This window comes from Curtobacterium sp. MCBD17_034, assembly GCF_003234515.1.
In the GTDB taxonomy this organism is placed as follows: domain Bacteria; phylum Actinomycetota; class Actinomycetes; order Actinomycetales; family Microbacteriaceae; genus Curtobacterium.
In genome coordinates, this window is the sequence record NZ_QKTN01000014.1 from 1 (window position 1) to 25,005 (window position 25,005).

The 25,005-nt window shown below is 71.6% G+C and carries 22 protein-coding genes; 11 read left to right on the forward strand and 11 right to left on the reverse strand.

Going from position 1 to position 25,005, the window contains the following annotated elements:
• The coding region (locus DEI92_RS15250; RefSeq protein ID WP_146246045.1) for an integrase core domain-containing protein at positions 1 to 116 on the forward strand (116 nt) is incomplete at its 5' end.
• On the opposite strand, the gene DEI92_RS16620 is transcribed toward DEI92_RS15250, so the two are convergent.
• From DEI92_RS16620 to DEI92_RS15265, 4 genes are all read right to left on the reverse strand, one after another.
• Positions 113 to 283, reverse strand: coding sequence for a hypothetical protein (locus DEI92_RS16620; RefSeq protein ID WP_181434976.1), 171 nt, complete (start codon positions 281 to 283; stop codon positions 113 to 115). The two genes, DEI92_RS15250 and DEI92_RS16620, sit on opposite strands and share 4 nt — an antisense overlap.
• A 165-nt stretch (positions 284 to 448) precedes the next feature.
• Complete coding sequence (locus DEI92_RS15255; RefSeq protein ID WP_111010729.1) at positions 449 to 1,123, reverse strand: response regulator transcription factor; 675 nt, start codon at positions 1,121 to 1,123, stop codon at positions 449 to 451.
• The gene (locus DEI92_RS15260) at positions 1,120 to 2,550 is read right to left on the reverse strand and encodes a sensor histidine kinase (RefSeq protein ID WP_111014117.1); all 1,431 of its coding nucleotides are present in this window, start codon (positions 2,548 to 2,550) and stop codon (positions 1,120 to 1,122) included. The genes DEI92_RS15255 and DEI92_RS15260 overlap by 4 nt, the downstream gene beginning before the upstream one ends.
• Positions 2,537 to 3,574, reverse strand: a complete 1,038-nt coding sequence (locus tag DEI92_RS15265) for a type II CAAX endopeptidase family protein (protein WP_111014147.1) — start codon at positions 3,572 to 3,574, stop codon at positions 2,537 to 2,539. Before DEI92_RS15265 ends, DEI92_RS15260 begins: the two co-directional genes overlap by 14 nt.
• A gap of 256 nt (positions 3,575 to 3,830) precedes the next feature.
• Between DEI92_RS15265 and DEI92_RS15270 the strand changes: the two genes are divergently transcribed.
• Positions 3,831 to 4,589 (forward strand): DUF805 domain-containing protein, encoded by a 759-nt coding sequence (locus DEI92_RS15270; RefSeq protein ID WP_181434978.1) that lies wholly within the window; start codon positions 3,831 to 3,833, stop codon positions 4,587 to 4,589.
• Positions 4,590 to 4,688: 99 nt separating this feature from the next.
• Here DEI92_RS15270 and DEI92_RS15275 read toward each other — a convergent pair whose 3' ends face one another.
• Complete coding sequence (locus DEI92_RS15275; RefSeq protein ID WP_111014148.1) at positions 4,689 to 5,000, reverse strand: AzlD domain-containing protein; 312 nt, start codon at positions 4,998 to 5,000, stop codon at positions 4,689 to 4,691.
• On the reverse strand, positions 4,997 to 5,761 hold the full coding sequence (locus DEI92_RS15280; protein ID WP_111014119.1) for an AzlC family ABC transporter permease: 765 nt from the start codon (positions 5,759 to 5,761) through the stop codon (positions 4,997 to 4,999). Before DEI92_RS15280 ends, DEI92_RS15275 begins: the two co-directional genes overlap by 4 nt.
• 109 nt (positions 5,762 to 5,870) lie before the next feature.
• Between DEI92_RS15280 and DEI92_RS15285 the strand changes: the two genes are divergently transcribed.
• On the forward strand, positions 5,871 to 6,827 hold the full coding sequence (locus DEI92_RS15285) for a helix-turn-helix transcriptional regulator (RefSeq protein WP_146249520.1): 957 nt from the start codon (positions 5,871 to 5,873) through the stop codon (positions 6,825 to 6,827).
• 49 nt (positions 6,828 to 6,876) lie between these two features.
• Here DEI92_RS15285 and DEI92_RS15290 read toward each other — a convergent pair whose 3' ends face one another.
• Together DEI92_RS15290 and DEI92_RS15295 are read right to left on the reverse strand one after the other, a co-directional pair.
• A complete protein-coding gene (locus tag DEI92_RS15290; RefSeq protein ID WP_111014121.1) occupies positions 6,877 to 8,274 on the reverse strand; it encodes a hypothetical protein in 1,398 nt (465 codons plus the stop codon).
• Between the two features lie 101 nt (positions 8,275 to 8,375).
• Positions 8,376 to 9,572, reverse strand: coding sequence for a permease (locus DEI92_RS15295; protein WP_111014122.1), 1,197 nt, complete (start codon positions 9,570 to 9,572; stop codon positions 8,376 to 8,378).
• A 134-nt stretch (positions 9,573 to 9,706) separates the two neighbouring features.
• Between DEI92_RS15295 and DEI92_RS15300 the strand changes: the two genes are divergently transcribed.
• From DEI92_RS15300 to DEI92_RS15325, 6 genes are all read left to right on the forward strand, one after another.
• Positions 9,707 to 10,351, forward strand: coding sequence for a TetR/AcrR family transcriptional regulator (locus tag DEI92_RS15300; protein ID WP_181434979.1), 645 nt, complete (start codon positions 9,707 to 9,709; stop codon positions 10,349 to 10,351).
• A 75-nt stretch (positions 10,352 to 10,426) separates the two neighbouring features.
• Positions 10,427 to 13,066: an MMPL family transporter gene (locus tag DEI92_RS15305; RefSeq protein ID WP_111014124.1), complete on the forward strand. Its 2,640-nt coding sequence runs from the start codon at positions 10,427 to 10,429 to the stop codon at positions 13,064 to 13,066.
• A gap of 258 nt (positions 13,067 to 13,324) precedes the next feature.
• Positions 13,325 to 15,466, forward strand: a complete 2,142-nt coding sequence (locus tag DEI92_RS15310) for an MDR family MFS transporter (RefSeq protein WP_181434981.1) — start codon at positions 13,325 to 13,327, stop codon at positions 15,464 to 15,466.
• A gap of 103 nt (positions 15,467 to 15,569) precedes the next feature.
• A complete protein-coding gene (locus tag DEI92_RS15315) occupies positions 15,570 to 16,196 on the forward strand; it encodes a TetR/AcrR family transcriptional regulator (protein ID WP_258368646.1) in 627 nt (208 codons plus the stop codon).
• A gap of 70 nt (positions 16,197 to 16,266) precedes the next feature.
• A complete protein-coding gene (locus DEI92_RS15320) occupies positions 16,267 to 17,169 on the forward strand; it encodes an SMP-30/gluconolactonase/LRE family protein (protein ID WP_309147139.1) in 903 nt (300 codons plus the stop codon).
• Between the two features lie 71 nt (positions 17,170 to 17,240).
• Positions 17,241 to 17,804, forward strand: a complete 564-nt coding sequence (locus tag DEI92_RS15325) for a YdeI family protein (RefSeq protein WP_111014126.1) — start codon at positions 17,241 to 17,243, stop codon at positions 17,802 to 17,804.
• 123 nt (positions 17,805 to 17,927) lie between these two features.
• Here DEI92_RS15325 and DEI92_RS15330 read toward each other — a convergent pair whose 3' ends face one another.
• The 3 genes from DEI92_RS15330 to DEI92_RS15340 form a co-directional block, all read right to left on the reverse strand.
• Entirely contained in the window at positions 17,928 to 19,580 is a 1,653-nt protein-coding gene (locus DEI92_RS15330; protein ID WP_111014127.1) for a hypothetical protein, read from the reverse strand.
• Positions 19,577 to 20,923: an MFS transporter gene (locus tag DEI92_RS15335; RefSeq protein ID WP_111014128.1), complete on the reverse strand. Its 1,347-nt coding sequence runs from the start codon at positions 20,921 to 20,923 to the stop codon at positions 19,577 to 19,579. Before DEI92_RS15335 ends, DEI92_RS15330 begins: the two co-directional genes overlap by 4 nt.
• A gap of 70 nt (positions 20,924 to 20,993) precedes the next feature.
• Positions 20,994 to 21,746: a FadR/GntR family transcriptional regulator gene (locus DEI92_RS15340; protein WP_111014129.1), complete on the reverse strand. Its 753-nt coding sequence runs from the start codon at positions 21,744 to 21,746 to the stop codon at positions 20,994 to 20,996.
• A 130-nt stretch (positions 21,747 to 21,876) separates the two neighbouring features.
• Here DEI92_RS15340 and DEI92_RS15345 point away from each other — a divergent pair, with 130 nt between their 5' ends.
• Together DEI92_RS15345 and DEI92_RS15350 are read left to right on the forward strand one after the other, a co-directional pair.
• Entirely contained in the window at positions 21,877 to 23,280 is a 1,404-nt protein-coding gene (locus DEI92_RS15345; protein WP_258370239.1) for an MFS transporter, read from the forward strand.
• A complete protein-coding gene (locus tag DEI92_RS15350; protein WP_111014131.1) occupies positions 23,277 to 25,001 on the forward strand; it encodes a dihydroxyacetone kinase family protein in 1,725 nt (574 codons plus the stop codon). The genes DEI92_RS15345 and DEI92_RS15350 overlap by 4 nt, the downstream gene beginning before the upstream one ends.
• Positions 25,002 to 25,005: the final 4 nt, after the last annotated feature.

The window sequence follows — 25,005 nt, forward strand, 5'->3', positions numbered from 1 at the left end:
GCCGGAACGCCCTCCCGGCATGGCTGCATCACTACAATCACCACCGGCCCCACACCGCCATCGGGAACCGGTCACCGATCACTCGGTTGACCAACCTCCCTGGGCAGTACACCTAGACCCGCGACGCGCCGCCCCGCACGAGTCGGATGACGAGCAGGATCGCGGCGACGACCAGGACGATGATCCCGACCGTGATCAGGAACTTCAGGGTCGCGACGAACGCGCCGATCAGCAGCAGGATGATGCCGATGATGGCGAGGGTGACCCACAGGGCGTGGTTCATGATGTGTCCTTTCGAAGGGGTGACGTGCCCTTCTCGGCCGGACGGTACGCGTTCCCCGGCGTCGGCGACCGCCGTCCGCGCGAAGTCGGTCCGACCTGATCGATCCCGCGCGCGTCTTCGTGGATCCTGGGTCCCGCAGCCGCACACTGGTGCGTCCTGCTCCGGTCACCGCTCCGCGTCGGGCACCGTCACGACGCGGTTCTGGTACGCCCAGACGACGGCCTGCAGCCGCGATCGCACGCCGAGCTTCGGCAGCATCCGGGCCAAGTGGGACTTCACCGTCGAGACCTCGACGACGAGCGCGGCCGCGATCTCCTCGTTCGACATGCCCTGCGCCAGGAGCATGAGCACGTCGCGCTCCCGCTCGGTCAGCAGCTCGGTCCCTCGCCCGCGTGTCACGGGCTGGAGCGCGCGCCGTTCGACGAACTCGCGCAGCACCCGGCGGGTGAGCGCCTGGTCGAGCGTGCCGTTGCCGGCGGCCACCTGCCGGACGGCGGCGACGATGGTGTCGGGGTCCGCGTCCTTGAGCAGGAAGCCCGACGCACCGGCCTCGAGCGCGCCGAACACGTAGTCGTCGAGGTCGAACGTCGTCAGCATGAGGACCGGGATCGGGGGATCCGCCTCGGGACCGCACAGGGCCCGTGCGACCTCGATGCCGTCCACGACGGGCATGCGGATGTCGAGGCACGCGACGTCCGGGTGCTCCGACCGTGCGAGGGCGAGTGCCTCGCCACCGTCCGTCGCGACGGCGACGACCGCGATGTCGGGTTCGGCGTCGAGCAACGCGGACAGACCGGCGCGGACGAGGGGCTGGTCGTCCGCGATGAGGACCCGGATCACGACGGCACCTCCGCTCCGACGGCCGGGGCGTCAGGACCGCTCGCCGCCCGCGGGACGACGAGGCGGACCTCCCACCCGCCGTCCTCCGTGGGACCGTACCGCAGGTCGGCGCCGACGAGGTCGGCTCGTTCGCGCATGCCGACGAGCCCGTGACCGCCCGAGGAGGACCGTGGTGCGGCCTCGCGTGCCGGTCCGTTCCGCACGACGACGGTGACGTGGGTGTGCTCGCGGTCGTCGAGCTCGACGGTGGTGGCGGCACCCGGGGCGTGCAGGGCGGCGTTCGCCAGGGCCTCCTGGACGGTCCGGTACGCCGCGAGCTGCGCGAGCGGACCGACGTCCGAGCCGACCGACGGGCTGGCCGCACCCGGATCGGCCGTGCCGGGAGGGGGCGGTGCAGCGGACGGGGTCGCCGCAGCCGACGGGGCCGCCGCATCCGGCCCAGTCCGGGGCTCCTCGCGCAGCACCCGCAGCGTGACCCGGCCGTGCCGCTGCGCCCGCGCGACGAGGTCCGGGACCGCCGCCAGGGTCTCGACCGACCGCTCGGCCAGGGTGTCGTCGCGGAGCAGCCCGACGAGCCGCCGGAGGTCGTCGAGCACCGCCGTGCTCTGTTCCCGCACCTGGCGGACGGCGGCGTGGGCACGCTCGGGGTCGGTGTCGATCTGCCGGTCGATCACGGCGGCCATGAGCGCGATCCCGGACAGGTGGTGCGCGGCGATGTCGTGGAGCTCCCGCGCCATGGCGGCTCGCTCCCGGGACACGGCCGCCTCGACGCGCGCGTCCTGCTCGCGGACCACCGCGTCCCGCTCCCGGAGCACGGCGTCCTGCTCCCGGACGACCGCGTCCCGCTCGCGGACGACCGCGTCCCGCTCGCGCGCCCGCGCCGTGCGGACGTCCAGGCGCGACCGGACGACCAGGGTCACGAGCAGTGGCAGGCCGATCACGGCTCCCGCCTGGCCCAGCCCCTGCGTGATCGCCTGCAGCGGCGCCGCGCCGTAGCCGGTGAGCTGCGAGACGGCCTCCTCGATCCCGACGCCCACCGCCGCTGTGACGAGGGCGGGCCACAGCCGCGCGACGGGCTGCCGGAGCACCGCGAGCACGACCGCCACCATCACCGCGAGCGTCGACAGCCCGTGCAGCACGGACGGGGCCACCAGCACGAGGACGGCTGCGAGCACCGCGACTGCCACGAGCGTCGTCCGCGGTCGGCTCCGCGCCCACAGCAGCACGCACGCCTGGGCCGTGAGCACGGCGGCGACGACCCACCAGGACGGGTCGGCGGGCGAGGCGAACTGGATCTGGGCCGAGCCCGGATCCCCCGCCGCCATCGCGGGTGCGCCGAGCAGGAGCGCGATCGCCGCGACCGCGTCGGCCGCGGCGACCAGGACGTCCACCCGCCGCACCCGCGGGCGGGCCTCAGCGGTGACCATCGCTCGAGTCTACGAGTGGCGACGCGGAGGGCGTCGGGGCAGCAGCGGGTGCGGTGCCGGCCACGACGGCGGAGGCGGAGTCCTCCGCCGGGCCGGTGCCGGGCCTCCCGGCCGTGCCGGCGACAGGACCGCGGTAGCCGAGCCGACCCCGTGTCGCGACCACGATGACGACCGCGCCGATCGTCGAGGTGATGAGCAGCGCGAGCAGCATCGTCTCGGCACCGATGCCCGGGAACATGTCGCTCCACAGGACCGACGCCGTGGTGTTGACGCTGACGTGGAGGAGCACCGCGAGCGGCAGGCTCTCACCCGACCGGTTGAACACCCACGACATCACGACGGTGAACGCCATGCAGAACCCCACGAACACGAGCGGTTGCGTCCAGTGCGCGGTCGGCCATCCACCCCAGTCCGTCAGGAACAGCGGCAGGTGCCACAGCCCCCAGAGCGGCCCGAGCACGAGCGCGGCCCGCATCGGGCCGAACCTGCCCTGGAGGCGCGGCAGGGCGAAGTCCCGCCAGCCCGGCTCCTCCGCCAGTCCGGTCGTCACGACCTGGAGGAGCAGCGCCGGCACGTAGGCCGCCAACGCCAGCGCGGACGGTGCGTGGACGACCCCGCCCGCGAACGGCAGCCCCGACAGGACGATGAGCACCGGAACGCCGAGCAGCACCGTCACGTACCACTGCCACCGGACCCGCCACCGCCACAGCCGGCCGGCCCACACCCGGAGGCCCGCACGACCGTCCGCCGCGGCCGTCACGACGAACGCCGCGGTGACCGGTCCGAGGAGTGCGCCCGGCAGGACGCCCGACAGCTGCGCGGTGCCGAGGACCTCGGGGAAGTGGAGGTCCCAGATCCCGAGACCGTGGGGCGACAGGATGTACGGCAGCCACGCCAGCCAGCTCGTCCCGAGGGCGAGCACGGCGAACGTGCGGAGAGGGTTGCGGGCGACGACGCCGCGGAGCCCGCCCGGAGCGGGCCTCGTGCTCCTGCGGTCCGTCCCCGGTGCGCTGATGGTGGTCATGGTGCCTCCGTCGGTCAGGTGGCCGCGGTTCGACCACATCCCGACGGTAGGAATCGCGGGTGCCCGGCCTCGACGGGCGGAGGGACGCAGCTCGCGATCTCCATCGGAGGATGCAAGGGGCCGGTCTGCGCCCCTCCGTCGATCCTGCGCATGCCGACGACGAGTGCGCATGCGCCCCCACGTCCCGTTGTCGTCCGCGTGAGCACCGGCGCGAGCAGGCATGCGGCACTGCGTCCCCTGCCACTACGCTCCGACCATGCAGCTCTCGCGCAGCGCACGGCGACGACGACGCGCGGCCCTACAGGTCGTTCGTTTCATCTGGCTGTCGTGGTCGCGACAGGTCCGGTTCGTCGGGCTGCGGTGGCGCCGGCAGCTCCGTGACGCGCCGCAGCAGTGGCGTCGTCAGGTCAGCCAGCCCGAGCCCGTCCGGTACGCCCTGCCCTGGGTCGCCTGGGCTCGGTTCTGGACGCGGGGGCTGGTCTGGTCGGGGCGCGCCAGTCGGTCCGAGTACTGGTGGTGTATCGCCCTGGAGGCCGGACTCGCCGCGATCGCGACCCTGGTCGTCCCGTGGGCGCTCCCGTCCCTGCCGGGGCACTGGCGGTTCTTCGTCGACCCGTTCGGCGCGACGACGTCGCCGACGGCGAGTGTCCTGCTCGTGCTCGACCGGGCCACCGGCACGAGCGAGTCCTTCGGCAGTGGTCACAGCGTGGCCGCGGATCCCTGGGACTGGGCGCTCGTCCTGCTCGTGGCGCTGACCGCGCTGCCCCGGTGGTCGATGCTCGTCCGACGCCTGCACGACGTCGACCGGAGCGGGTCCTGGGTGCTGGCCGTGTGGATCGTCCCGTGGCTCGGGGCGCTCCTCGTCGGGCTCCTCGTCGTGGGGCGTCCGGTCGCCCGAGGAGCCCGGTTCGACGCGGTTCGGCCGCTCGGCGCGGGCATCGGTGGGCGGGTGGCGCGCGGGGTTGCTCGGGTGCTCCGGCGTGCTCGGCGGCAGGGGCGGCTCGGGCGGGTCTGACTCCGGTTCTCCGATCCTGCGCATGCCGACGACGAGTGCGCATGCGCCCGCATGTCCCGTTGTCGTCCGCGTGAGCACATGGCGCGAGCAGACCCCGCTTCAGGACCAGCCGAGCGCCCGCAGTACCGCGGCGGTCACGGCGGCCAGCGCGACCACGACGATGAACGGCGCCCGCAGCACGAGCGCGACGATCGCCACGACGAGCCCGGCCGCGCGCGCGTCGAGCACCAGGTGCGTCGCGGTCGAGAACGTCTGCAGGACGACGAGCGAGGCGAGCAGGGCGGCCGGGAGCATCTCGCTGATGCGGGCGACCCGGGGCTCCTCGAGCACGGCCGGGGGGACGGTGTAGCCGGAGAACTTGAACCCGTACGCGATCGCCGACGCCACGATGACCGCGATCCACGCGGTCACGACGCGGCCCCGGTCGCATCCGGCCGGGAGGGCCGCCACCGGTCGGGCCACCACCACGCGATCACCGCGCCCACGCACGCGGCGGCGAGCACCGGGAGGCCCTGTGGGATCACGGGGATGAGTGCGGTCGTCACGATCCCGGCGACGATCGCGATGGCGACCGGTTGCCGTGCCCGCAGCCGCGGCCAGAGGAGTGCGATGAACGCGGCCGAGGCGGCGGCGTCGAGCCCGTAGCGCTTCGGATCGCCGAGCGCGGACCCCGCGAGGGCCCCGACGAGCGTCATGACGTTCCATCCGATGTACACGCCGAGGCCGGTCACCCAGAACCCCAGGCGACGGAGCGGCCGCGAGGACTGCGCGACCGCGACCGCCGTGGACTCGTCGATCGTGAGCTGGGGGACCACGATGCGACGCCACCCGCGGGGGAGCATCGTCGGACCGAGTTGGAGCCCGTAGAGCGCGTTCCGGATGCCGAGCAGGGAGGCGGCCGCGATCGCCGCCCCCGCGGTGCCGCCGCCGCCGAGGATGCCGACGAGCGCGAACTGCGACCCGCCGCTGAACAGGAGGAGCGACAGCAGGCAGGTCTGCACGACGCTGAGGCCGCTCGCCACGCTCAGCGCGCCGAAGCTCACGCCGTACAGTCCGGTCGCGACGGCGACCGAGACGCCCTGGCGGACGACGGCCCGCCGAGCGGTCGCGACGTCCGCCGTTCGCTCGGGGCCGTCGTGCTCGTCGGCGGGGGTGGGGGAGCCGTCGGTCATGCCCTCAGGATGCCGCAGGCCGGCTGCGCCCGGGCGCGCCCGCGTGTCCCAGACGCGCAGTTCCCTGTCAACCCCGGCGTCCGGGCGCCACGGCTGCGATCCTTGGATGATGGCAGAGGACGTGGTGCGACGCTCAGTGGTCGCCGGGCAGGACATCGACGATGCCCGTGCCATGTACGAGGCCGCGTACAACGGACGGCAGTTCCACATCGAGCCGACCGAGCGCGAGTTCGGGTACCGCTACACGATCGCCGGGGACGACGACGTCACGCTGCGGGGGAACCGGTTCACGGGGTCGGTCGAAGGCACCGTCCAGGTGCAGGGCGAGTACGTGGTCACGTGGATCACCGCGGGGACCGGCGCGATGGACCTCGAGGGGACCGGCGACCTCACGCCGCTCGAACCCGGGCAGCCCGTCCTGTTCACCACCGGTGGCCAGAACCGGTTCGCGTTCGCCGACTACAAGCAGAACCTCGTCCACCTCGACGGCCGGTACCTCGAGCGGGTCGCGGCGGAGGTCGAGGGCCACGACGGCGGGCCCCTGCGGTTCCGACACGGTGGCCGACTCGAGGACCACGCGCTCCAGCGGTGGACGGCGGCGGTGCGGACGGTGAACGCCGTGGGCGCGAGTGCGGACGCCAGTGCCCTGCTGCGGAGCGAGGTGAACCGCCTCGCCGCGGTGTCGCTCCTGTCGACGTTCCCACACGAGGCGACCTCCTTGCCGCCCGAGCTGCTGCTCCCGCGCCACCGACGGGTCCGCACGGCCGTCGAGTTCATCCACGCGAACGCCCATCTGCCGATCACGCTCACGGACGTCGCCGCGGCGGCGAACGTGAGCTCCCGCTCCCTGCAGCAGGCGTTCGAGCGTGCCCTGGCCACGTCGCCCACGCGGTACCTGCGGCAGGTGCGCCTGGAGCGGGTGCGGGCCGAACTGCTCGAGCAGCACCCCGAGGACGTGTCCGTCGGCGACGTCGCACGCCGATGGGGCTTCGTGCACCTCGGCCGGTTCTCGGGGGCGTACGCAGCGGCCTTCGGGGAGTACCCGCGCGAGACGCTGTACCGCTGACGGGCGGGAGGGGCGGGGCGGGCTCGCACCGTCCCTCCCGCCCGTCTTGTCAGCGTCCGATCAGGTCGTACGGCCGCGTGGTCGTGGAGACGACCGCGAGGTAGCCCCCGTCGGACAGTGCGGACGGCAGCTGGATGGTCCGCGCGGTCCGCACCGTGCTGGCGTTCCGACCCGACACCGCCAGCTCGGTGACCTGGCCCTCACCGGCGCGGGTCACGAAGACGGTCGAGCCCTCCGGGCTCGCCGCGAGGAACCGGGTGGTCGCCGCTGCGGTTCCGCTGCCCGGGGTGGGCTCGTTCGCCAGGCCCGCCAGCGCTGTGCTCCGGACGGCGCCGTTGAAGAACCCCGTGCGTGCATCGCGCGCGACGAACGCGACCCGGTCCCCGGTCGCTCCCGTCACCGCGACCGCCGCGTACTGCGTGGTCGCCGCGGTCCGACTGAACGCCCCGACTCCCAGGTCGACGCTCGTGATGTGCTCGTTCCCGGTGGACGTCGTGGTGAGGGTGACCGGCGTCCGGTCCCACGTCGTCCCGGCGGTCGTCGCGCCGGCCTGCGTGCCGACCGCGGTCGTGCCGTCGGGAGCCATGACCGGGCGGTAGCTCTCGATCGAGGGCTTCGGGTACGAGGTGAAGCCGGCGGTGGCGAAGCCGTCCCGGGTGACCTGGACCGTCTGCACCCCGACGGCGACATCGCTCCCGATGACCGTTCCGGACGCGTTCACGACGGGGCCGTGCGGGTACGCGGACAACGGGGCCTGCGCGAACGCGACCGGGTGCTGCACTCCGCGGAGGATCGGCGCGAGTGCGTAGGCGTCGAGGTGACCCCCGGCGGTGACGACGAGTCGGAGCGGGGAGCCGACGAGGAACACCTCCATCTCCTCGGTGCTGGTCCCGCTCGGGGTGCTCACGCTCGAGACCGGCAGCGTGATGGTGTGGGCTCCGCCTGTGCGGGTGTCGACCACGGTGACCTGCTGGGTCGTGGAACCGTCGAAGTCCGAACCCACGGCGACGTAGCGGTGCGAGGGATCCGTGGCGAGCCACCCGGCGCGCTCCCACTTGTCCACGATGCTCGGGATCGTCACGTGCTCGCGGATCACGGGCCTGCCGCCGGTGGTGATGTCGACGACGTCGAGCTGCGGCTTCGACTCGTCCATGAACGCGACGCGACCGTTGCCGAGCTGCAGCGTGCCCGCGTGTGTCCCGAGCTCCACGCCGTGGAGCGTGCCGGTGATCGTGCCCGAGCGGGGGTCGACGACGTAGACCGCGTCGGCGGTGTCGTCGGCAGCGATCAGCCAGGTGGAGCCGCTGCTGCTGGCTCCACGGGTGCTGTCGGTGCCGCCGTGCGTCGATGTGGCGGGGGTGGCGACCGCGGGTGACCCCGCTGCCGTGACGATGGCGAGTGCGGCGGCGACCGAGAGCAGCGCCGCGCCTCTTCGATGGATACTCATTCTGGAACCCTTCTTATTGAGAATGAGTATTATTAATAGCAGACGCCAGAGGTTCCGCTGCGGCTCCGGCGCCGAGGCTTCGTTGCGTCGATGGCGCCGGTTCAGTGGTGGCCGTGGCCGTGGTGCATGTGCTCGTGCTCGTGCGCGTGGCCCCCGTCGTCCGGGCCGCCGCCCATCATCCGCAGCATCGACCACGAGCCGCTGCGGACGAACACGACGAGCAGGACCGCCGCCACGACCAGGAACAGGATGTCCAACCAGGTGGTGTAGTTCCACGTGATCCCGGTCTCGGCGATCGCCAGGTGCCGACCGGTGGGGACGAGGCCGAGCGGCGTGAAGACGAGCTCGACGACGTACCCGGCGAGCACCATGGCGCCGTAGAGGACGCCGGTGATCCGGAGGGCGGCCGCCCAGCCGTAGTACTTCCGGTAGATCACGATGATCGGGATGATGAGCAGGTCGGCGAAGACGAAGCTCACGACGCCGCCGAAGCTGATCCCGCCGTTCCAGAGCACCGCCGCGAGCGGGACGTTCCCGACCGAGCACACGAAGCTGACCATGGCGATGACCGGTCCGATGAGCGGGTCGAGGAAGAACGCGACCGTCGGGTCACCGTGCAGGAACACCGCCTGCAGCCATGCCTTCGGCACCCAGGCCTCGAACGCCCCCGCGATGAGGAGCCCGATGACGATGTCCCGGAGCACGGCGGCCCAATCCATGACGAAGTACTGGGACACCGACGTGATGCCCGGTCGGGAGAACAGGCGTCGCCAGAACCCCTGGTCATCGGCGACCGACATGTCCATCGCCGCGTGCCCCTCCATCGAGCCGGCGAGGCCCCGGTCGGCCTGCTCCCGTGCGGCGTCGACGATGCGACCCCGCATCCAGAGTCGGAAGCCGAGCGCGACGAGCACGATCATGACCGGACCGCCGATGAACTCGGCGAGGGTGAACTGCCATCCCATGACGAACGCGAGGACGAGGCCGAGCTCGACGACGAGGTTCGTCGACGCCACCTCGAACGCGATCGCCGCGGTGAGGCTCGCGCCCTTCCGGAACAGTGCCCGGGCGAGCGCGACCGCCGCGTAGGAGCACGAGGAGGACAGTGCTCCGAACCCCGTCGCCACCGCGATGGCACGCGGGGAGTCGTCGTGCATGAGCCGGGTGATGCGTTCGGTCCTGACCGCGGCCTGGATCACACCCGACAGGGCGAACCCGAGCACGAGGGGCCAGAGGATCGTCCACGCCATCGTCCCGGCCGCCGCCAGGGCGGCGCCGATCGCCTGCAGGATCATCATGATGGCAGGGTACCCCCTGGGGGTAACCGAGACCAGATGGTTCGCCTGTGACGCGGTTCACCCCGGGGTCACGGACCTGAGTGTCGGATGGACGTCGTTGCACTCCGTGCATCGGTGCACCTAGTGTCTCCGGAGTGACCACGGGGACCAGCATCGACCGACGGGCCGTGCTCAAGGCCCGGCACCGGGCGGCGATCCTCGACGCTGCTCGCGCACTGACCGCCGAACGGGGCGGCCCCCGGTTCAGCGTCGACGAGCTCGCCGCCCGAGCCGACGTCGCGCGCCGCACGGTGTTCAACCACTTCTCGTCGATCGACGAGGTCGTCCTCACCCTCTGCGGCGAGCTGCTCACCGTCGTCCTCGACGACTTCGTGGCGACGGCCACCGCGACGCCCATCGGCAACGGCGACCGGGCCTCCATGTTCGACGAGATCGCCGAGTGGTTACGCGTCGCGGACCTGCCGACCGCGATCTCGTCGATCGTGCGCGTGCTCGGTGAGCCGCCCGAGGAGGACCGCCGCGGCCGTCTGCTCATCGACGAGGCCTTCGACCGGTCGACCGCCGTCCTCGTCGACGAGGTCCGTCGCCGCAACCCGTCGGCCGACCCCCTCGACGCCGAACTCCTCGTGACCTCGCTCATGAACGGCGTCGTCGTGATCTCGAAGCACTGGGTCCTCCGCACGGGTGCGAGCACTGACGGCGACGGCCGCGCACAGTGGGACGCGTTGCTCGGCCGACTCATCGACAGCGTCCGCAGCGGCTACATGCCCCAGCACTGACCACGAGGGGTCCACCGGCGTACCCCGATCCCAGCAGCAGCACCACCACCGCACAGAAAGGAACGGGGCACCAGCATGGCCGGTCTCCTCTACCGCCTCGGACGCTTCGCCGCGCGCCGACACTGGTCCGTCGTCGTCGCCTGGATCGTGATCCTGGCGCTCGCCGGGGTCGGGTACAGCCTGTTCGCCGGGACGATCTCGTCCTCGATCACCATCCCGGGGACGGCGACGAGCAAGGTGACCGACGAGCTCGCCAAGAAGTTCAAGTCCGCCAGCGGGGGCAGCGGCACGATCGTCTTCCAGACGACGAGCGGCGACGCGTTCACGGCCGACCAGAAGTCCGGCATCAAGTCCTTCCTGTCGACGATCGACGGGTACAAGGGCGTCCGGGCGACCACGAACCCGTTCACGACGCAGCAGCAGCTGGCCGACCAGCGCCAGCAGGTGCAGGACGGCAAGCAGAAGATCGTCACGGGCAAGCAGCAGCTCGCCGACGCGCAGGCGCAGATCGACGCGGGCCAGCAGCAGCTCGCCGCGGGACAGCAGCAGATCGACGCCGCACAGCAGCAGCTCGACCAACAGAAGGCGCAGGCCCAGGCTGCCGGTCAGCTCGCGGCGGTGCAGGCGCAGCTCACGGCCGGTCAGGCGCAGATCGACGCGAACCAGCAGAAACTCGACGCGAGCAAGGCGACGCTGGCGACCAACCAGCAGAAGGTCGACGCGAACCGGAAGAAGCTCCAGCAGAACGAGACGAAGCTCGACCTGAGCTCGCAGTTGCTCGACCTGTCGAAGAACATCCGCTTCGTGTCGTCGAACGGCAGTGCCGCGGTGGGCACGGTGTCGTTCCAGAAGGCGACGATCGCGGTGCCGCAGACGCTGAAGAACAAGATCGTCGACAAGTCGGAGCACGCCGGCATCGACGGCGTGCGGGTCTACCCGTCGAACGACATCGCGCAGGGCGTCCCGAGCATCCTCGGCCCCGGTGAGGTCGTCGGCATCGTCATCGCCGCGATCGTGCTGCTCGTCATGCTCGGCACGGTCATCGGCGCCGCGCTGCCGCTCGTCAGCGCGATCCTCGGAGTGGGCGTCGCCACGCTCGGTGCGATGTCGTTCTCGGGCCTCGTCGAGTTCATCTCGGTGACGCCGGTGCTCGGGGTGATGCTCGGTCTGGCCGTCGGCATCGACTACTCGCTGTTCATCCTCAACCGGCACCGGTCCCAGCTGAAGCAGGGCATGGAGCTGCACCAGTCGATCGGGCTGGCGAACGGCACCTCGGGCAACGCAGTCGTGTTCGCGGGGTCGACGGTGATCGTCGCGCTCCTCGCGCTCAACATCACGGGCATCCCGTTCCTCGGGCTCATGGGCACGGTCGGCGCCGTCGCGGTGGCGGTCGCGATCCTCGTGGCCATCAGCTTCACGCCCGCGATGCTGAGCCTCGTCGGCTTCCGCATCCTCCGTCGGAAGGAGCGCGCGGCGATCGGGCGCACCGGCTCGGTGCGGATCCCGAACAAGCCCATGGCGACCTGGCGCGCGATCGTCACCCTCGTGGCCGGCGTCGCGGTGCTCGGGGTCGTCGCCCTGCCCGCCATGCACATGCGCCTCGGGCTCCCGACGGGTGCCGCCGAGGCCACCGACTCGAGCCAGTACAAGGCGTACAAGGTGCTCGAGCGCGAGTTCGGTGCCGGTCAGAACGGCCCGATCCTCGTCGTCGCCGACCTGCCGCACAAGGCGACCGGCAACGACCTGCTCCGGCAGGAGGTCGCGATCGGGCAGAAGATCGCCGACCAGGGTCACGTGCACGCCGTCGCACCGATCGGGGCGTCGTCGGACGGGACCGTGATCGCGTTCCAGGTGCAGCCCACGGGCGGACCCTCGAGCGTGTCCACGGAGAACCTCGTACACGATCTCCGCGACCTGTCGCCGGTCAAGGCCGACGGGGGGAACGTGCACCTCGGTGTCGCCGGCAACGCGAGCGCGAACATCGACGTCTCCGAGAAGCTCGCGGACGTCCTGCCGCTCTACCTCGTCGTGGTCGTCGGACTCTCGCTCATCATCCTCATCATCGTGTTCCGGTCGTTCCTCGTGCCGCTCACCGCCACCGCGGGCTTCGTGCTCTCGCTCCTGGCGGCGTTCGGTGGCCTGACCGCGATCTACCAGTGGGGCTGGCTCAGCCAGGTGTTCGGTGTGCACGACCCGGCGCCGATCCTGAGCTTCCTGCCGGTGATCGAGGTGGGCGTGCTGTTCGGGCTCGCGATGGACTACCAGTTGTTCCTCGTGTCGGGCATGCGCGAGGCGTACGCCCACGGGGCCCCGGCGAAGATCGCGGTGCAGCGGGGCGTCCACGCGGGCCGGGCGGTCGTCACCGCGGCGGCGATCATCATGATCTCGGTGTTCTCCGGCTTCATCTTCTCGGAGTCCTCCACGATCCGACCGATCGGGTTCGGGCTGGCGTTCGGGGTGCTCGTGGACGCGTTCATCGTCCGCCTGCTGCTCATCCCGGCGTCCATGCACCTGCTCGGGCGCGCGGCCTGGTGGTTCCCGAAGTGGCTCGACCGGATCGTGCCGGACGTCGACGTCGAGGGTGCGAAGCTCGAGCGGGGCATGCCCTCCCGCGGGGACGACACCCACGCGGAGCACGGCCACCACGCGGCGCCCGTGGTCGAGGACGCCGCTCCGGCGGTCGCCCACCACGAGCACCCGGAGCACCGCGCCTGACCGCGTCCGCTCGCGCCTGAGGGGCGCCCGCATCACCAACCCGGGAGGCGGGACCTGCGTCGAGCACGCGGGTCCCGCCTCCCGTCCGTCGCGGCCCGCGAACGCGGGGTGCAGTGCTTGCACTATTGCGGGTTGTGCAAAGCTGCGGCAGGTGTAAAGTTGCATGCACTGCAAGGTTGTATGCCACCGTCGGCACCCCGACGAGGTCGGCTCCCTGCAGGCGACGCACGCATCTCCACACCCATCCGAAGGACCGCAATGTCAACCGCCTCCGCTCCCGCGCAGGTCCGGCGCAGTGCTCCAGGATCGGCGCCCGCATCGGGCTCGCCGATCATGAGCCACCGCCAGATCCTGCTCGTCATCTACGGCCTCATGGCCGGCATGTTCCTCTCGTCCCTCGACCAGACGATCGTCGGGACCGCCATCCGCACCATCGGTGACGACCTGCACGGTCTCAACGAGCAGGCGTGGGTGACCACCGCGTACCTCATCACCTCGACGATCACCACGCCGATCTACGGCAAGCTCTCGGACCTGTTCGGGCGCCGCCCGCTGTACATCTTCGGCATCTCGGTGTTCGTCGTCGGGTCGCTGCTGTCGTCCTTCTCGACCTCGATGCTCATGCTCGCCGCCTTCCGCGCGTTCCAGGGCATCGGTGCGGGCGCGCTCATGTCGCTGCCCCTCGCGATCATGGGCGACATCCTCGCGCCCCGTGAGCGCGCGAAGTACCAGGGGTACTTCCTGGCCGTGTTCGGCATCTCGTCGGTCATCGGCCCGCTCGTCGGCGGTCTGTTCTCGGGCGCCGCGCAGATCCTGTTCATCACGGGCTGGCGCTGGGTGTTCCTGGTGAACGTCCCGATCGGCATCGCGGCGTTGCTCATGGTCATCGCGTTCCTGCACCTGCCGAAGACCGGCGAGAAGCGCACGCCGCGCATCGACTGGTGGGGTGCGACCTCGGTCATCGTGACCCTCGCGCCGCTCCTGCTCGTCGCCGAGGAGGGCCGCGACTGGGGCTGGGGTTCCGCCGGCGCGATCACCTGCTACGCCGTGGGCGTCGCCGGACTGGTCGGGTTCCTGGTCGTCGAGACCCTCATGAAGGACGACGCGATCATCCCGCTCAAGCTGTTCCGCTCGGGCGTGTTCTCGATGGCGACCGTCATGGGCTTCCTCGTCGGGTTCGCGATGTTCGGCGCCATGCTGACCATCCCGTTGTACCTGCAGATCGTCACCGGGCTGTCCCCGACGGCGTCCGGCTTCGCCACGCTGCCGATGATCGGTGGCCTCATGATCGCGTCGATCGTGTCCGGCCAGATCGTGTCCCGCACCGGCAGGTACCGGATCTTCCCGGTCACCGGCACCGCGTTCACCGCCGTCGGCTTCGTCGTCCTGACGTTCATGACGATCGACAAGCCGCTCTGGTTCCTCATGATCGGCATGTTCTTCATCGGTCTCGGCCTCGGCCAGCTCATGCAGACCATCACGCTCGCCAGCCAGAACTCGGTCGAGCCCCGGGACATGGGTGTCGCCACGAGCTCGGCGACGTTCTTCCGGCAGATCGGTGGAACGCTCGGCACGGCCGTGCTCCTGTCGGTGCTGTTCTCCCTCATGCCGACGAACATCGTGACCGCGATGTCGGACAAGACGGACCTGTCGAGTGGCCTGAACGCCGCCCTGACCCCCTCGGTCGCGAACGCGTCGGAGAACAAGGGCGTGATGAAGCAGATCTGGACCCCGATCGTCACCCCGATCAGGAGCAAGCTCCAGGACGCGCTCGACCAGGGGACGACCGCCGCCAAGGCCGCCGCGGACAAGGCAGTCACCCAGCAGGTGACGGCCGCCGTCCAGCAGCAGGTCACCGCCGGCACCGTCCCGGCAGCGGCCGCGCAGACCGTCATCCAGCAGCAGGTCGCCGCCGCCGAACCGGCCGCCGAGCAGCAGGCCCTGGCGGCTGCCGCGAAGCAGGCGCACGCCTCGGTGTCGAACGGTCGGCTGACGATCGACTACAGCGATGCCAGTCAGCGGAAGCACGTCGTGAACGAGGTCGCACCGGCCATCGCGAAGCAGTTGCGGAAGGGCACGTCGGGCTCGAGCAGTTCCGCGAGCGAGACGAGCGACACGTCGTACCTCAACGGCGCGGACGCGCGGCTCACCAAGCCCTTCATGACCGGCTTCAACGCCTCGGCCGTGTCGATCTACTGGGTCGGCCTCGGCGTGATCCTGCTCGCGTTCGTCCTCAGCTGGTTCTTCAAGGTGCCGCCGCTGCGGCAGCGGTCCGCACTGCAGGAGCAGGCCGACAAGGACCAGACGGCCGACGACCTCGAGGTGGAGGCCGTGCGCGCGGCCGACCTCACCGGCTCGTTGACCGCCCCCGCGACCGGATCGATCCCGGTCTCCAAGTAGGGCAGGACCGCGGCGCCGTCGCCGTCCGACAGGACGGGGACGGCGCCGCACGGATCCGGCGCGACCGCTGCCGGACGACCACGACCACCAGGACGGAGACGACGTGGACACCAGCGCCACGCTCGACACGGCCGCGATCGACATCGCGGGCGTCGACCCCGAGTCATCCACGCTCCGGGCCCGCAAGAAGCGGCAGACCCGCGGGCACATCCAGGACGCCGCACGCCGCCTGACCGCCGAGCACGGCCTCCATGGCGTGACGATCGACGCGATCTGCGCCGAAGCCGGTGTCTCGACCCGCACGTTCTTCAACTACTTCCCGTCGAAGTCCGCCGCCGCACTCGGGCTGCCGGACCTCCGGATCGACGATGCCCAGCGGGCACGGTTCGCCGCTGGGGAACCCGACGCCCTCGTGTCCGACCTCTGCGCTCTCGTCGCGCACGTCGTCGCCGAGACCGGCGCCTCACCGCACGAGAAGGCCGTCATGAAGGACCTCATCACCGAGCAGCCCGAGCTCATGCCGGCCGTGCTCAAGTGGATGGCGGACCTGCGGAAGGACCTCGTCGCGATCGCCGCCGGTCGCGTGCCCGAACGGACCGCTCGACTCGCGGTGACCCTCGTGCTCGGAGCGCTGCTCGAGGCCGTCCACCAGGGCGGCAGCACCACCGATCCGGACTTCGCCGACCGGATCGCCGCGACCGTCGCCGAGATCGGGGCCCTCGCCTCCTGACCGTCGGACCCGACATGCGCCAGCATGGAGCGGACGGGTGCGTCGCGCCCGTGCGTTCGAAGGAGAACCCGTGCCGCTGACCGACCTCGTCCCCGATCCCGGCGCCGTCGAGCGCATCGCCACGGGGAGCACCTGGGCCGAGGGCCCCGTGTGGATCCCGGCGTCGCGGACCCTCCGCTGGTCCGACATCCCCGGCGACCGCATCATGCAGTGGCACGCCGACGACGGCACCACGAGCGTGTACGCCGACCGCGTCGAGTTCACGAACGGCCGGACGCTCGACCGGGACGGCAGCGTCGTGCAGTGCTCCCACGGCCGGCGACGCGTCGAGCGGGACCGCGACGGCGTCGTCGAACCGATCGTGGCGAGCTGGGACGGTGTCCGGTTCAACTCCCCGAACGACGTGGTCGTCGCACCCGACGGCACGATCTGGTTCACCGACCCCGACTACGGGATCACGCAGTCGCGTGAGGGCCACGCCGGGTACCTGGAGTACGGGGACCACGCGGTGTTCCGGTTCGACCCCGCGACCGGCCGGGTCCGCCCGGTCGTGCTCGACGTGGAGGAGCCGAACGGGTTGGCGTTCTCACCCGACGGGACGACGCTCTACGTTGCCGATTCGTCCGCATCCGAGGGCTCGGACGTCGGGAACCGGTGGATCCGGGCGTACGACGTCGTGGATGGCATCCGGTGCAACAACGGCCGCGTCTTCGCCCAGTTCGCGGTCGACGAGGGCGTCCCCGACGGCATCCGCGTCGACGAGGACGGGAACGTGTGGAGCTCGAGCGCGCAGGGCGTCATCGTCGTCGCACCCTCGGGGGACCGGATCGGGACCGTGCCCGTCCCCGAGGTCGTCGCGAACCTCTGCTTCGGGGGCGACGACGGCACGACGCTGTTCATCGCGGCGACGACGTCGATCTACCGTGTCGCGACCACGGCGCGGGACGCCCACGGGATCGCCCTCCGCCGGTGAGCGGGAGCGCGGCACCGGGTCCGGCGGTACCGGGTCCGGCGGTACCGGGTCCGGCGGCACCGGGCTCGGCGGTGCTCGTCGTCCCGGATGTCGCGGCGTGGCGCGCCTGGCTCGACGCCCACGAGGACGACCCCGACGGCGTGTGGCTCGTGCTCGCGAAGAAGGGCACGGTCGACCCGACCTCGCTGACGTACGACCAGGCCCTCGACGAGGCCCTGTGCAGCGGCTGGATCGACGGGCAGAAGCGGGGGAACGACGCCGCCACGTTCCTCCAGCGGTTCACGCCGCGGCGCCGGACGTCGCTGTGGTCGCAGCGGAACATCGGGCTCGTCGCGGCCCTGACGGCGCAGGGGCGGATGCGACCGCGTGGCCAGGCGGAGGTCGACCGTGCCCAGGCCGACGGGCGATGGGCCAGCGCGTACGCCGGTTCAGCGGCGATCGCCGAGCCGGAGGACCTGACGGCGGCGCTCGCGGCATCGCCCGCGGCGGCCGAGCGCTTCGCGACGCTGAATCGGCAGAACCGGTACGCGGTGCTGCACCGGATCACGACGGCGCCGAGTCCGACGGCCCGGGCGAACCGCCTGGCGAAGCTCGTCGCGATGCTCGAGCGCGGGGAGACGCCCTACCCGCAGTAGCCAGGGTCCCGGACGGCGGCGCATCTGCGCACGGCGACGACAAGTGCGCACGCGCCCGCATGCGCACTTGTCGTCCGCATGCGCACCCGCCCGCACCCGGCCGCGTGCGCACCCGCCCGCTCGTCAGCCGAGCAGCACCCGCGCCGCCGGTGACGGTTCGCCCGACGGCAGCAGGAGTCCCCGCGGCCCACGGACCTCGAACAGGGTGACCGAGGCGACCCCCGGGACACTCAGCGCCGCGATCGACGCCGCCAGCCAGTCCGCGACCGCGGGGGCGTGCTGACGTGGATCGGTGGCGTTCGGGACGGACTCGGGACCGTATCCGGCCTCGATGTCCGCGGTGGCGCCGGCCGAACGGGGTGACGTCGCCACGGCGTTGAACCGCGGGCGCAACGTCACCGGCCCGACGTGCAGCGGCCGGCCGGACGCGAGCGCGAGGGCGTCGCGGACGACGGTGGCCTGCACGCCGAGCGACTCGACGACCTGCTGTCGGCTCCGGTCGTGCATCTGCGGCGTGATGCTGAACGTCAGGGGACCGTCCCAGTCGTCGAGGACGGCGACGGACCGGTTCAGCTCGGTGAAGTGCGCGCGGGTGCCGGCGACGACCTCGATCCCGGTGGCCCGGGCGAGGTCGGTGAGCGCCGCTTGGAGCGCCGGGGTGGTGAGGTGCCGATCCGGGGTGAACGCCCCGACCCGGACGACGGGACCGAGTCCGGCGGCGACGTCCGCGGCGACCGCGATCGCCTCCGCGTCGTCGGTCACGAACCGGATGTCGAGTCCGGCGCCGTCGGCCTCCCGCGCGGCGGATGCGAGCGCGGCGCGCCACTGCGGGCCGTCGAGCTCGGCCTCGACGAGGACGGGCAGACCGAAGGGCGAGGGGGTGTCACCGAGGAGGGCGCGTGGCGCACTGCTCGCGAGCACCTGCAGCGTGGGCCGGTGTGCGACCGCGCCCGCCTGGGACCCCGTCACCGGGACGGCCTGGAGGGACGGCTCGGCTCCGGCGGCCGAGCGCAGGTCCGGCGTCGGCACGGGAGCCGGCGCGACCGACGCCGAGGAGACCACGGCGGACGGAGCGACCTCGGACACGCGAAGCTCGAGGGACTGCTCGACGGTGTCCCGGGCGGCGAGGGCGACGGGGAACGGCTCGGCGAGGGGCGTCGAGTACGTCTTGTACGAGGCGTCGGTCCAGTTGCGCTGGTCCTCCATCTCGAACACTTCGCCGTGGAGGTCGAGCGCACACGCCAGGCCCTCGGTCCGCCACCCGTAGCCGGCGACGTCGAGCGCGGGCTGGTGCGGGGCGATCACGTCCGGGAACGCCGTCGCGGTCGGAGCGATCCCGGCGCCCGCCTGCCGGACGGTCAGCGCCGTGCCCGCGAGCGTCGGTGGGTGGAGCACGACGAGCCCGATCCGGTTCCGGCGGAAGGGTCCGCTCAGGTGCGCGGTCGCGTGGACGCCGAGCCGCGCCTCCCGGCCGTCGCCCGCGTCGTCGAGCGCGACGACCAGGCGGTACCGGAGCACCTCGTGGTCGCCGTACCCGGCGACGGCGTCGATCGTGACGGTACCGGCGGCCGTCGTGGTCGTCAGGACCACGTCGTCGGCGGTCGCCCAGTCGTGGTCGCGGACGACGAACCGGACGGCGCGCAGGACGAGCCGGTCGGCGTACCGGACGTCGGCGAGTTCGGTGCCCCGGAGCATGAGCGACCAGCGCCCGACCGCGACCGGGACGTCCTCGGAGCCGTCGTCCTGCCAGGCGGCCGCACTCGTCGGGACGCTCACGCGGCCAGCTCCTCCAGCTCCTTGCCGGACTCGATGTGCGGCAGGAAGAACGTCGACACGGCCTGCGCGGCACCGAGCCCGACGGCGATGACGATCCACACCGTGGTGAGGGGCAGCGTCGCGGTGAGCGCACCCCAGAGCACGCTCCCGAGCATGAACCCGCCGACGAGCATGGCGCTCATCCACCCGACGGCGAGGGCGCGGACGCGGGTCGGGAACACCTCGGCCTGGTAGGTGTAGCCGACGCCGGACCACGTGCCGTTCGATGCCTGGTAGAGCAGGAACAGCAGGACCGCGACGACGATGACGTTCTGGAACACGAGCACACCCGTCGCCAGGAACGGAATGGCGACGGCGGACCAGACGAGCACCGACTTGCGGCCGAAGCGCTCGCCGATGAACCCGCCGAACAGGTAGAACGCGACGCCGACGGCACCGGCGACGAGGAGCAGGACGGCGACCTGGTCACTCGTCCATCCCTTGACGTTCGTCATCCAGTAGCTGATGTAGTTGTTGCTCGCGACGTACGCCATCGCGTAGAGCAGCCAGGTGATCGACAGGCGGATGATCCGGCTGCGGACGACTCCGGGAACGGCGAAGAGCTGTTTGAACGACCCCTTCTCGAGGTCGGCGAGGTCGACGTGCCGCTCCGCCTGCAGGCGCGTGATCGTCGGCGAGTCGTTCGTCTTGACGGCCACGCGGAGCGCCTTGAGGTGCAGGAACCGGTCGGACTCGCGGATCCGGGTCCGGGCGATCGCGACGAGGATGAGCGGGATGATGCCGAACAGGAACACCGCGCGCCAGCCGAACTGACCGACGATGAGGTACATGCCGGACGCCATGAACACGCCGACGGTGTAGCCGGACTGCACGATCGAGTAGAGGAACCCGCGGCGCTGCGAGGGCACCTGCTCGTTGACCAGCGTGACGGACACGGCGAGCTCGGCGTTCGCGAACCCCGAGGCGAGGGCACGGACGATGACGAGCTGCGTGAAGTCCTGCACGAAGAACGTCAGGCCGGTGAACACGCCGGCCGCGACGAGGCACACCACCCACGCGAACTTCCGGCCGCGGCTGTCCATGATCCAGCCGACGAACAACGCGAGCACGAACTCGGCGCCGTAGATGAAGAAGCCCATGACGCCGAGCTGCGAGGACGAGATCCCGAGGTCCTTCGCGATGTCGGACAGCGTCAGGGTGAGGAGGTTCGTGTCGTACGAGGCGAGCGCCCATCCGAGGAGCGCCACCACCACGAGGTAGATGACGTAGCGGCGTTCACGGACCGCGGGGTCGAGCGATCTGATGGCCTGGGTCAGCGAGGGTCTCGTCGGTGATTCGGGCATCGTTGCCACCTTGGTCGTCGTCGGGGAATGGGACGACGGCAGTTCTACCACTGGTCAACCGGTTACACAATTAGGAGGCGGTGCGCTCCGGCTCCTCGGTGGCCAGGATCCGCGCGCTCGCCGTGTCCATGTGCGTGCCCATCGCGCGCTCCGTCCCGGCCGCGTCGCGCGAGCGCATCGCCTCGAACACGCGGCGGTGCTCCTCGTACGCGGCCTCGGCGCCCGCGACGGTCCGCACGCCGCGGTCGACCCACACGCGCAGGAGGGAGCGGAGGCTCTGGAGCAGGTCAGCGAGGACCTCGTTGCCCGCGATCCGGGCGATGTGCACGTGGAACCGGACGTCGGCGTCGATGAACGCCTCGGCGTCGTCGAGGTGTCGGCCCTGGCGGTCGAGGTACTCCTCGAGCCGGTCGAGTTCCGCGTCGGTGGCGCGGACGGCGGCGAGGGTGGCGGCGGTGCGCTCCAACGAGGACCGGATCTCGAGGAGCTCCTGCGTGCGGTTCGACGCGAGCATGAGTCCCCAGCTCAGCGTCGTCGGCAGGAGGTCCGAGGTCCCGCCCTGCAGGTAGGTCCCGGAACCGGGGCGGATCTGCACGATGCCGAGGATCTCGAGCGCCGCGAGGGCCTCACGCACCGCCGATCGGCCCACCCCGATGCGCTCGGCGAGGATCCGCTCGCTCGGCAGTCGGGACCCCGGTGCGAGGTCCCCGGCCGTCAGGAGCTGCACGAGCTGGTGCGCGACGACGGACGCGGGCGAACCGGTCGGCACGGACTCGAGCTCGAGCCGGATGTTGAGGGGGTCGTTCTCGCTGAACGCGGGCATGGCAGGAGCGTACCCGGGGCACCGGGACGCGACGAGAACTGGTCAACCGGTTGACAGAAGGAGAACGGACCGCGCACACTGGACCCGTCGCGCCGACCGAGCGCGTCGATCCAACCCAGCAGGAGTCATCGTGGACATCCCCGCCACCCGAGGCGTACCGACCTCGAGCGTCGAGCAGTCGACCGTCCGGAAGATCTCGATCCGCATCGTGCCGTTCGTGGCACTCATGTTCTTCATCAACTTCCTCGACCGCACCGCGATCTCGTTCGCAGCACCGAACGGTCTGGAGTCCGACCTCGCCCTGACCGCCGCCCAGTTCGGGTTCGCGTCGGGCGTGTTCTTCATCGGCTACATCGTGCTCGAGGTGCCGTCGAACCTCGCACTCCACAAGTTCGGCGCCCGCATCTGGCTCGCCCGCATCATGATCACCTGGGGCATCGTGTCGCTCCTGTTCGTGTGGGTGCAGAACTACGAGCAGCTCCTCGGGCTCCGGTTCCTCCTCGGCGTCGCCGAGGCCGGGTTCTTCCCGGGCGCGATCCTGTTCCTGTCGACGTGGGTGCCCGCCCGCCACCGCGGCAAGATGCTCGCGCTGTTCTACCTCGCGCAGCCGCTGACGACGGTGATCGGCTCCCCGCTGGCCGGGTGGCTCATGGGGCAGGACGGCATGCTCGGCCTGGCCGGGTGGCGGTTCATGTTCCTCGGCGTCTCGATCCCCGCGATCGTCGTCGGCATCCTGTGCCTGTTCGTGCTCAAGGACCGTCCGGCCGACGCGCGGTGGCTCGACGACGAGGAGAAGGCGTGGCTCGTCGATGCCCTCGCCCGGGAGAACCGCGGCAAGGTCGGCAGTGACACCGCCACGGGTGGTCTCCGCGCCGCGCTCACGAGCGGTCGCGTCTGGATGCTCAGCTTCGTGTACTTCGGGTTCATCTACGGCCTGTACGCGCTGTCGTTCTTCCTGCCGACGATCATCGACGGGTTCCAGGAGCAGTTCGGGACGACGTTCGGCCTGTTCGAGAAGGGCCTCATCACCGCGATCCCGTACGTGCCCGCCGCGATCGCCCTGTACTTCTGGTCGCGTGATGCGTTCCGCCGGGGCGTGAAGACCTGGCACATCGCCGTCCCGGCGCTCATCGGCGGGATCAGCATCCCGCTCGCGCTCCTCATGACGAGCCCCGCCGCGACCATCGCCGTGATCGCGGTCACCGCCATGGCGATCTTCGCCGCGTTGCCGAACTTCTGGACCGTGCCGACGCAGTTCCTCTCCGGAGCCGCCGCGGCTGCCGGCGTGGCGCTCATCAACACGATGGGCAACCTCGCCGGGTTCGCCGCCCCCTACGTCACCGGTGCGGTGCACGACTGGACGGACGGCTACCAGATCCCGATGGTCATCGTCGGGTTCTTCATGGTGCTCTCCGCGGTGCTCATGGTGATCGTCGCCCGCGGCCGCAGGGGTGCCGGCACCGGCACCGGTGCGACCCGGACCGTCGGCACCCGAGCCGCGGAGGCCGCGATCGCGACGGAGGCCGGCGCATGACCCGCCTGTACAACGACCCGGCGGACTTCGCCGACGAGATGGTCGACGGGTTCGTCGCCGCGAACCAGCGCTGGGTGCGACGCGTGCAGGGCGGTGTCGCGCGCGCGACCACGAGCCCCGATGGCACCGTCGCGGTCGTCATCGGCGGCGGCTCCGGCCACTACCCCGCCTTCGGCGGTCTCGTCGGTCACGGCATCGCTGCGGGCGCCGCCATGGGCAACCTGTTCGCGAGTCCCTCCGCCCAGCAGGTCACCGCGGTCGCCAAGGCGGCCGAGCACGGCGGCGGCGTCCTCCTGACGTACGGCAACTACGCCGGCGACGTCCTCAACTTCGACGCCGCGGCCCGCGCGCTCGAGGCCGCGGGGATCCCCGTCCGCAGCGTCCCCGTCACCGACGACGTCGCCAGCGCCTCCACCGCCGAGCGCCACAAGCGCCGCGGGATCGCCGGGGACCTCTGCGTGTTCAAGACCGCCGGGGCCGCCGCCGAACGCGGGGACGACCTCGACACCGTCACCGCGATCGCGGAGCGTGCGAACGGCCGCACCCGGTCGTTCGGCGTCGCGTTCTCGGGCTGCTCCCTCCCGGGTGCCGACGAGCCGCTGTTCACCGTGCCCGAGGGACGGATGGCCATCGGCATGGGGATCCACGGCGAGCGGGGCATCGACGAAGCCGACGTCCCGACGGCCGACGGCCTCGCCGACCTGCTGGTGTCGCGCCTCCTGGCCGAGCTGCCGGACGACGTGCCCACCGCGGACGGCGCGCACGTCGTCGCGGTCCTCAACGGCCTCGGCTCCGTCAAGTACGAGGAACTGTTCGTCGTGTTCAACCGCGTGCAGCGCCTCCTCGCGGACGCGGGAGCCGTGCTCGTCGAACCCGAGGTCGGCGAGCTCGTCACGAGCTTCGACATGGCCGGCGTCTCCCTCACGCTGTTCTGGCCCGACGCCGAGCTCGAGGAGCTGTGGGCAGCACCCGCCGACACCCCCGCGTACCGCAAGGGCGCCGCCGTCGCGGAGGCCCGCCTCGACCCCGCCGCGCTCACCGCCGACACCGCGACCACGATCCCGGACGCGACCGACGTGTCCCGCGAGTCCGCCGTGCGCGTCGCCGCCGCGGTCCACGCCACCCGCGCCGTCGTCGACGAGCACGTCGACGAGCTCGGGCGGATCGACGCGGTCGCCGGCGACGGGGACCACGGCATCGGCATGCAGCGCGGGTCGGGTGCCGCCGACGCCGCCGCGCAGGACGCGGTCGACCGCGGAGCGGGCGCCGGGACCGTCCTCGCGATCGCGGGAGACGCCTGGTCCGACAAGGCCGGCGGCACGTCCGGCGCGATCTGGGGCGCCGCTCTGGAGGCCCTCGGTCGCGTCCTCGGCGATACCGACCGGCCCGACGCCGCAATGGTCGCGCGCGGCGTCCACGCCGCCACCGAGGCCGTGCTCGCATTCGGTGCGACCGTCGGCGACAAGACGATGGTCGACGCGCTCGTGCCGTTCGACACGGTGCTCACCGACCGCGTCACCGCCGGGGACGACCTGCCCGTGGCCTGGGCCGCCGCATCCGCCGCCGCACGGGGCGCCGCCGACGGCACCGCGGAACTCCTCCCGAGGATGGGCCGCGCACGCACGCACGCCGAGCACGCCGTCGGCACCCCCGACGCGGGCGCCGTGTCGTTCGCACTCATCACCGAGGCCGTCCTCGCCACCCTGTCCGTCCCGGCCTGAGTCC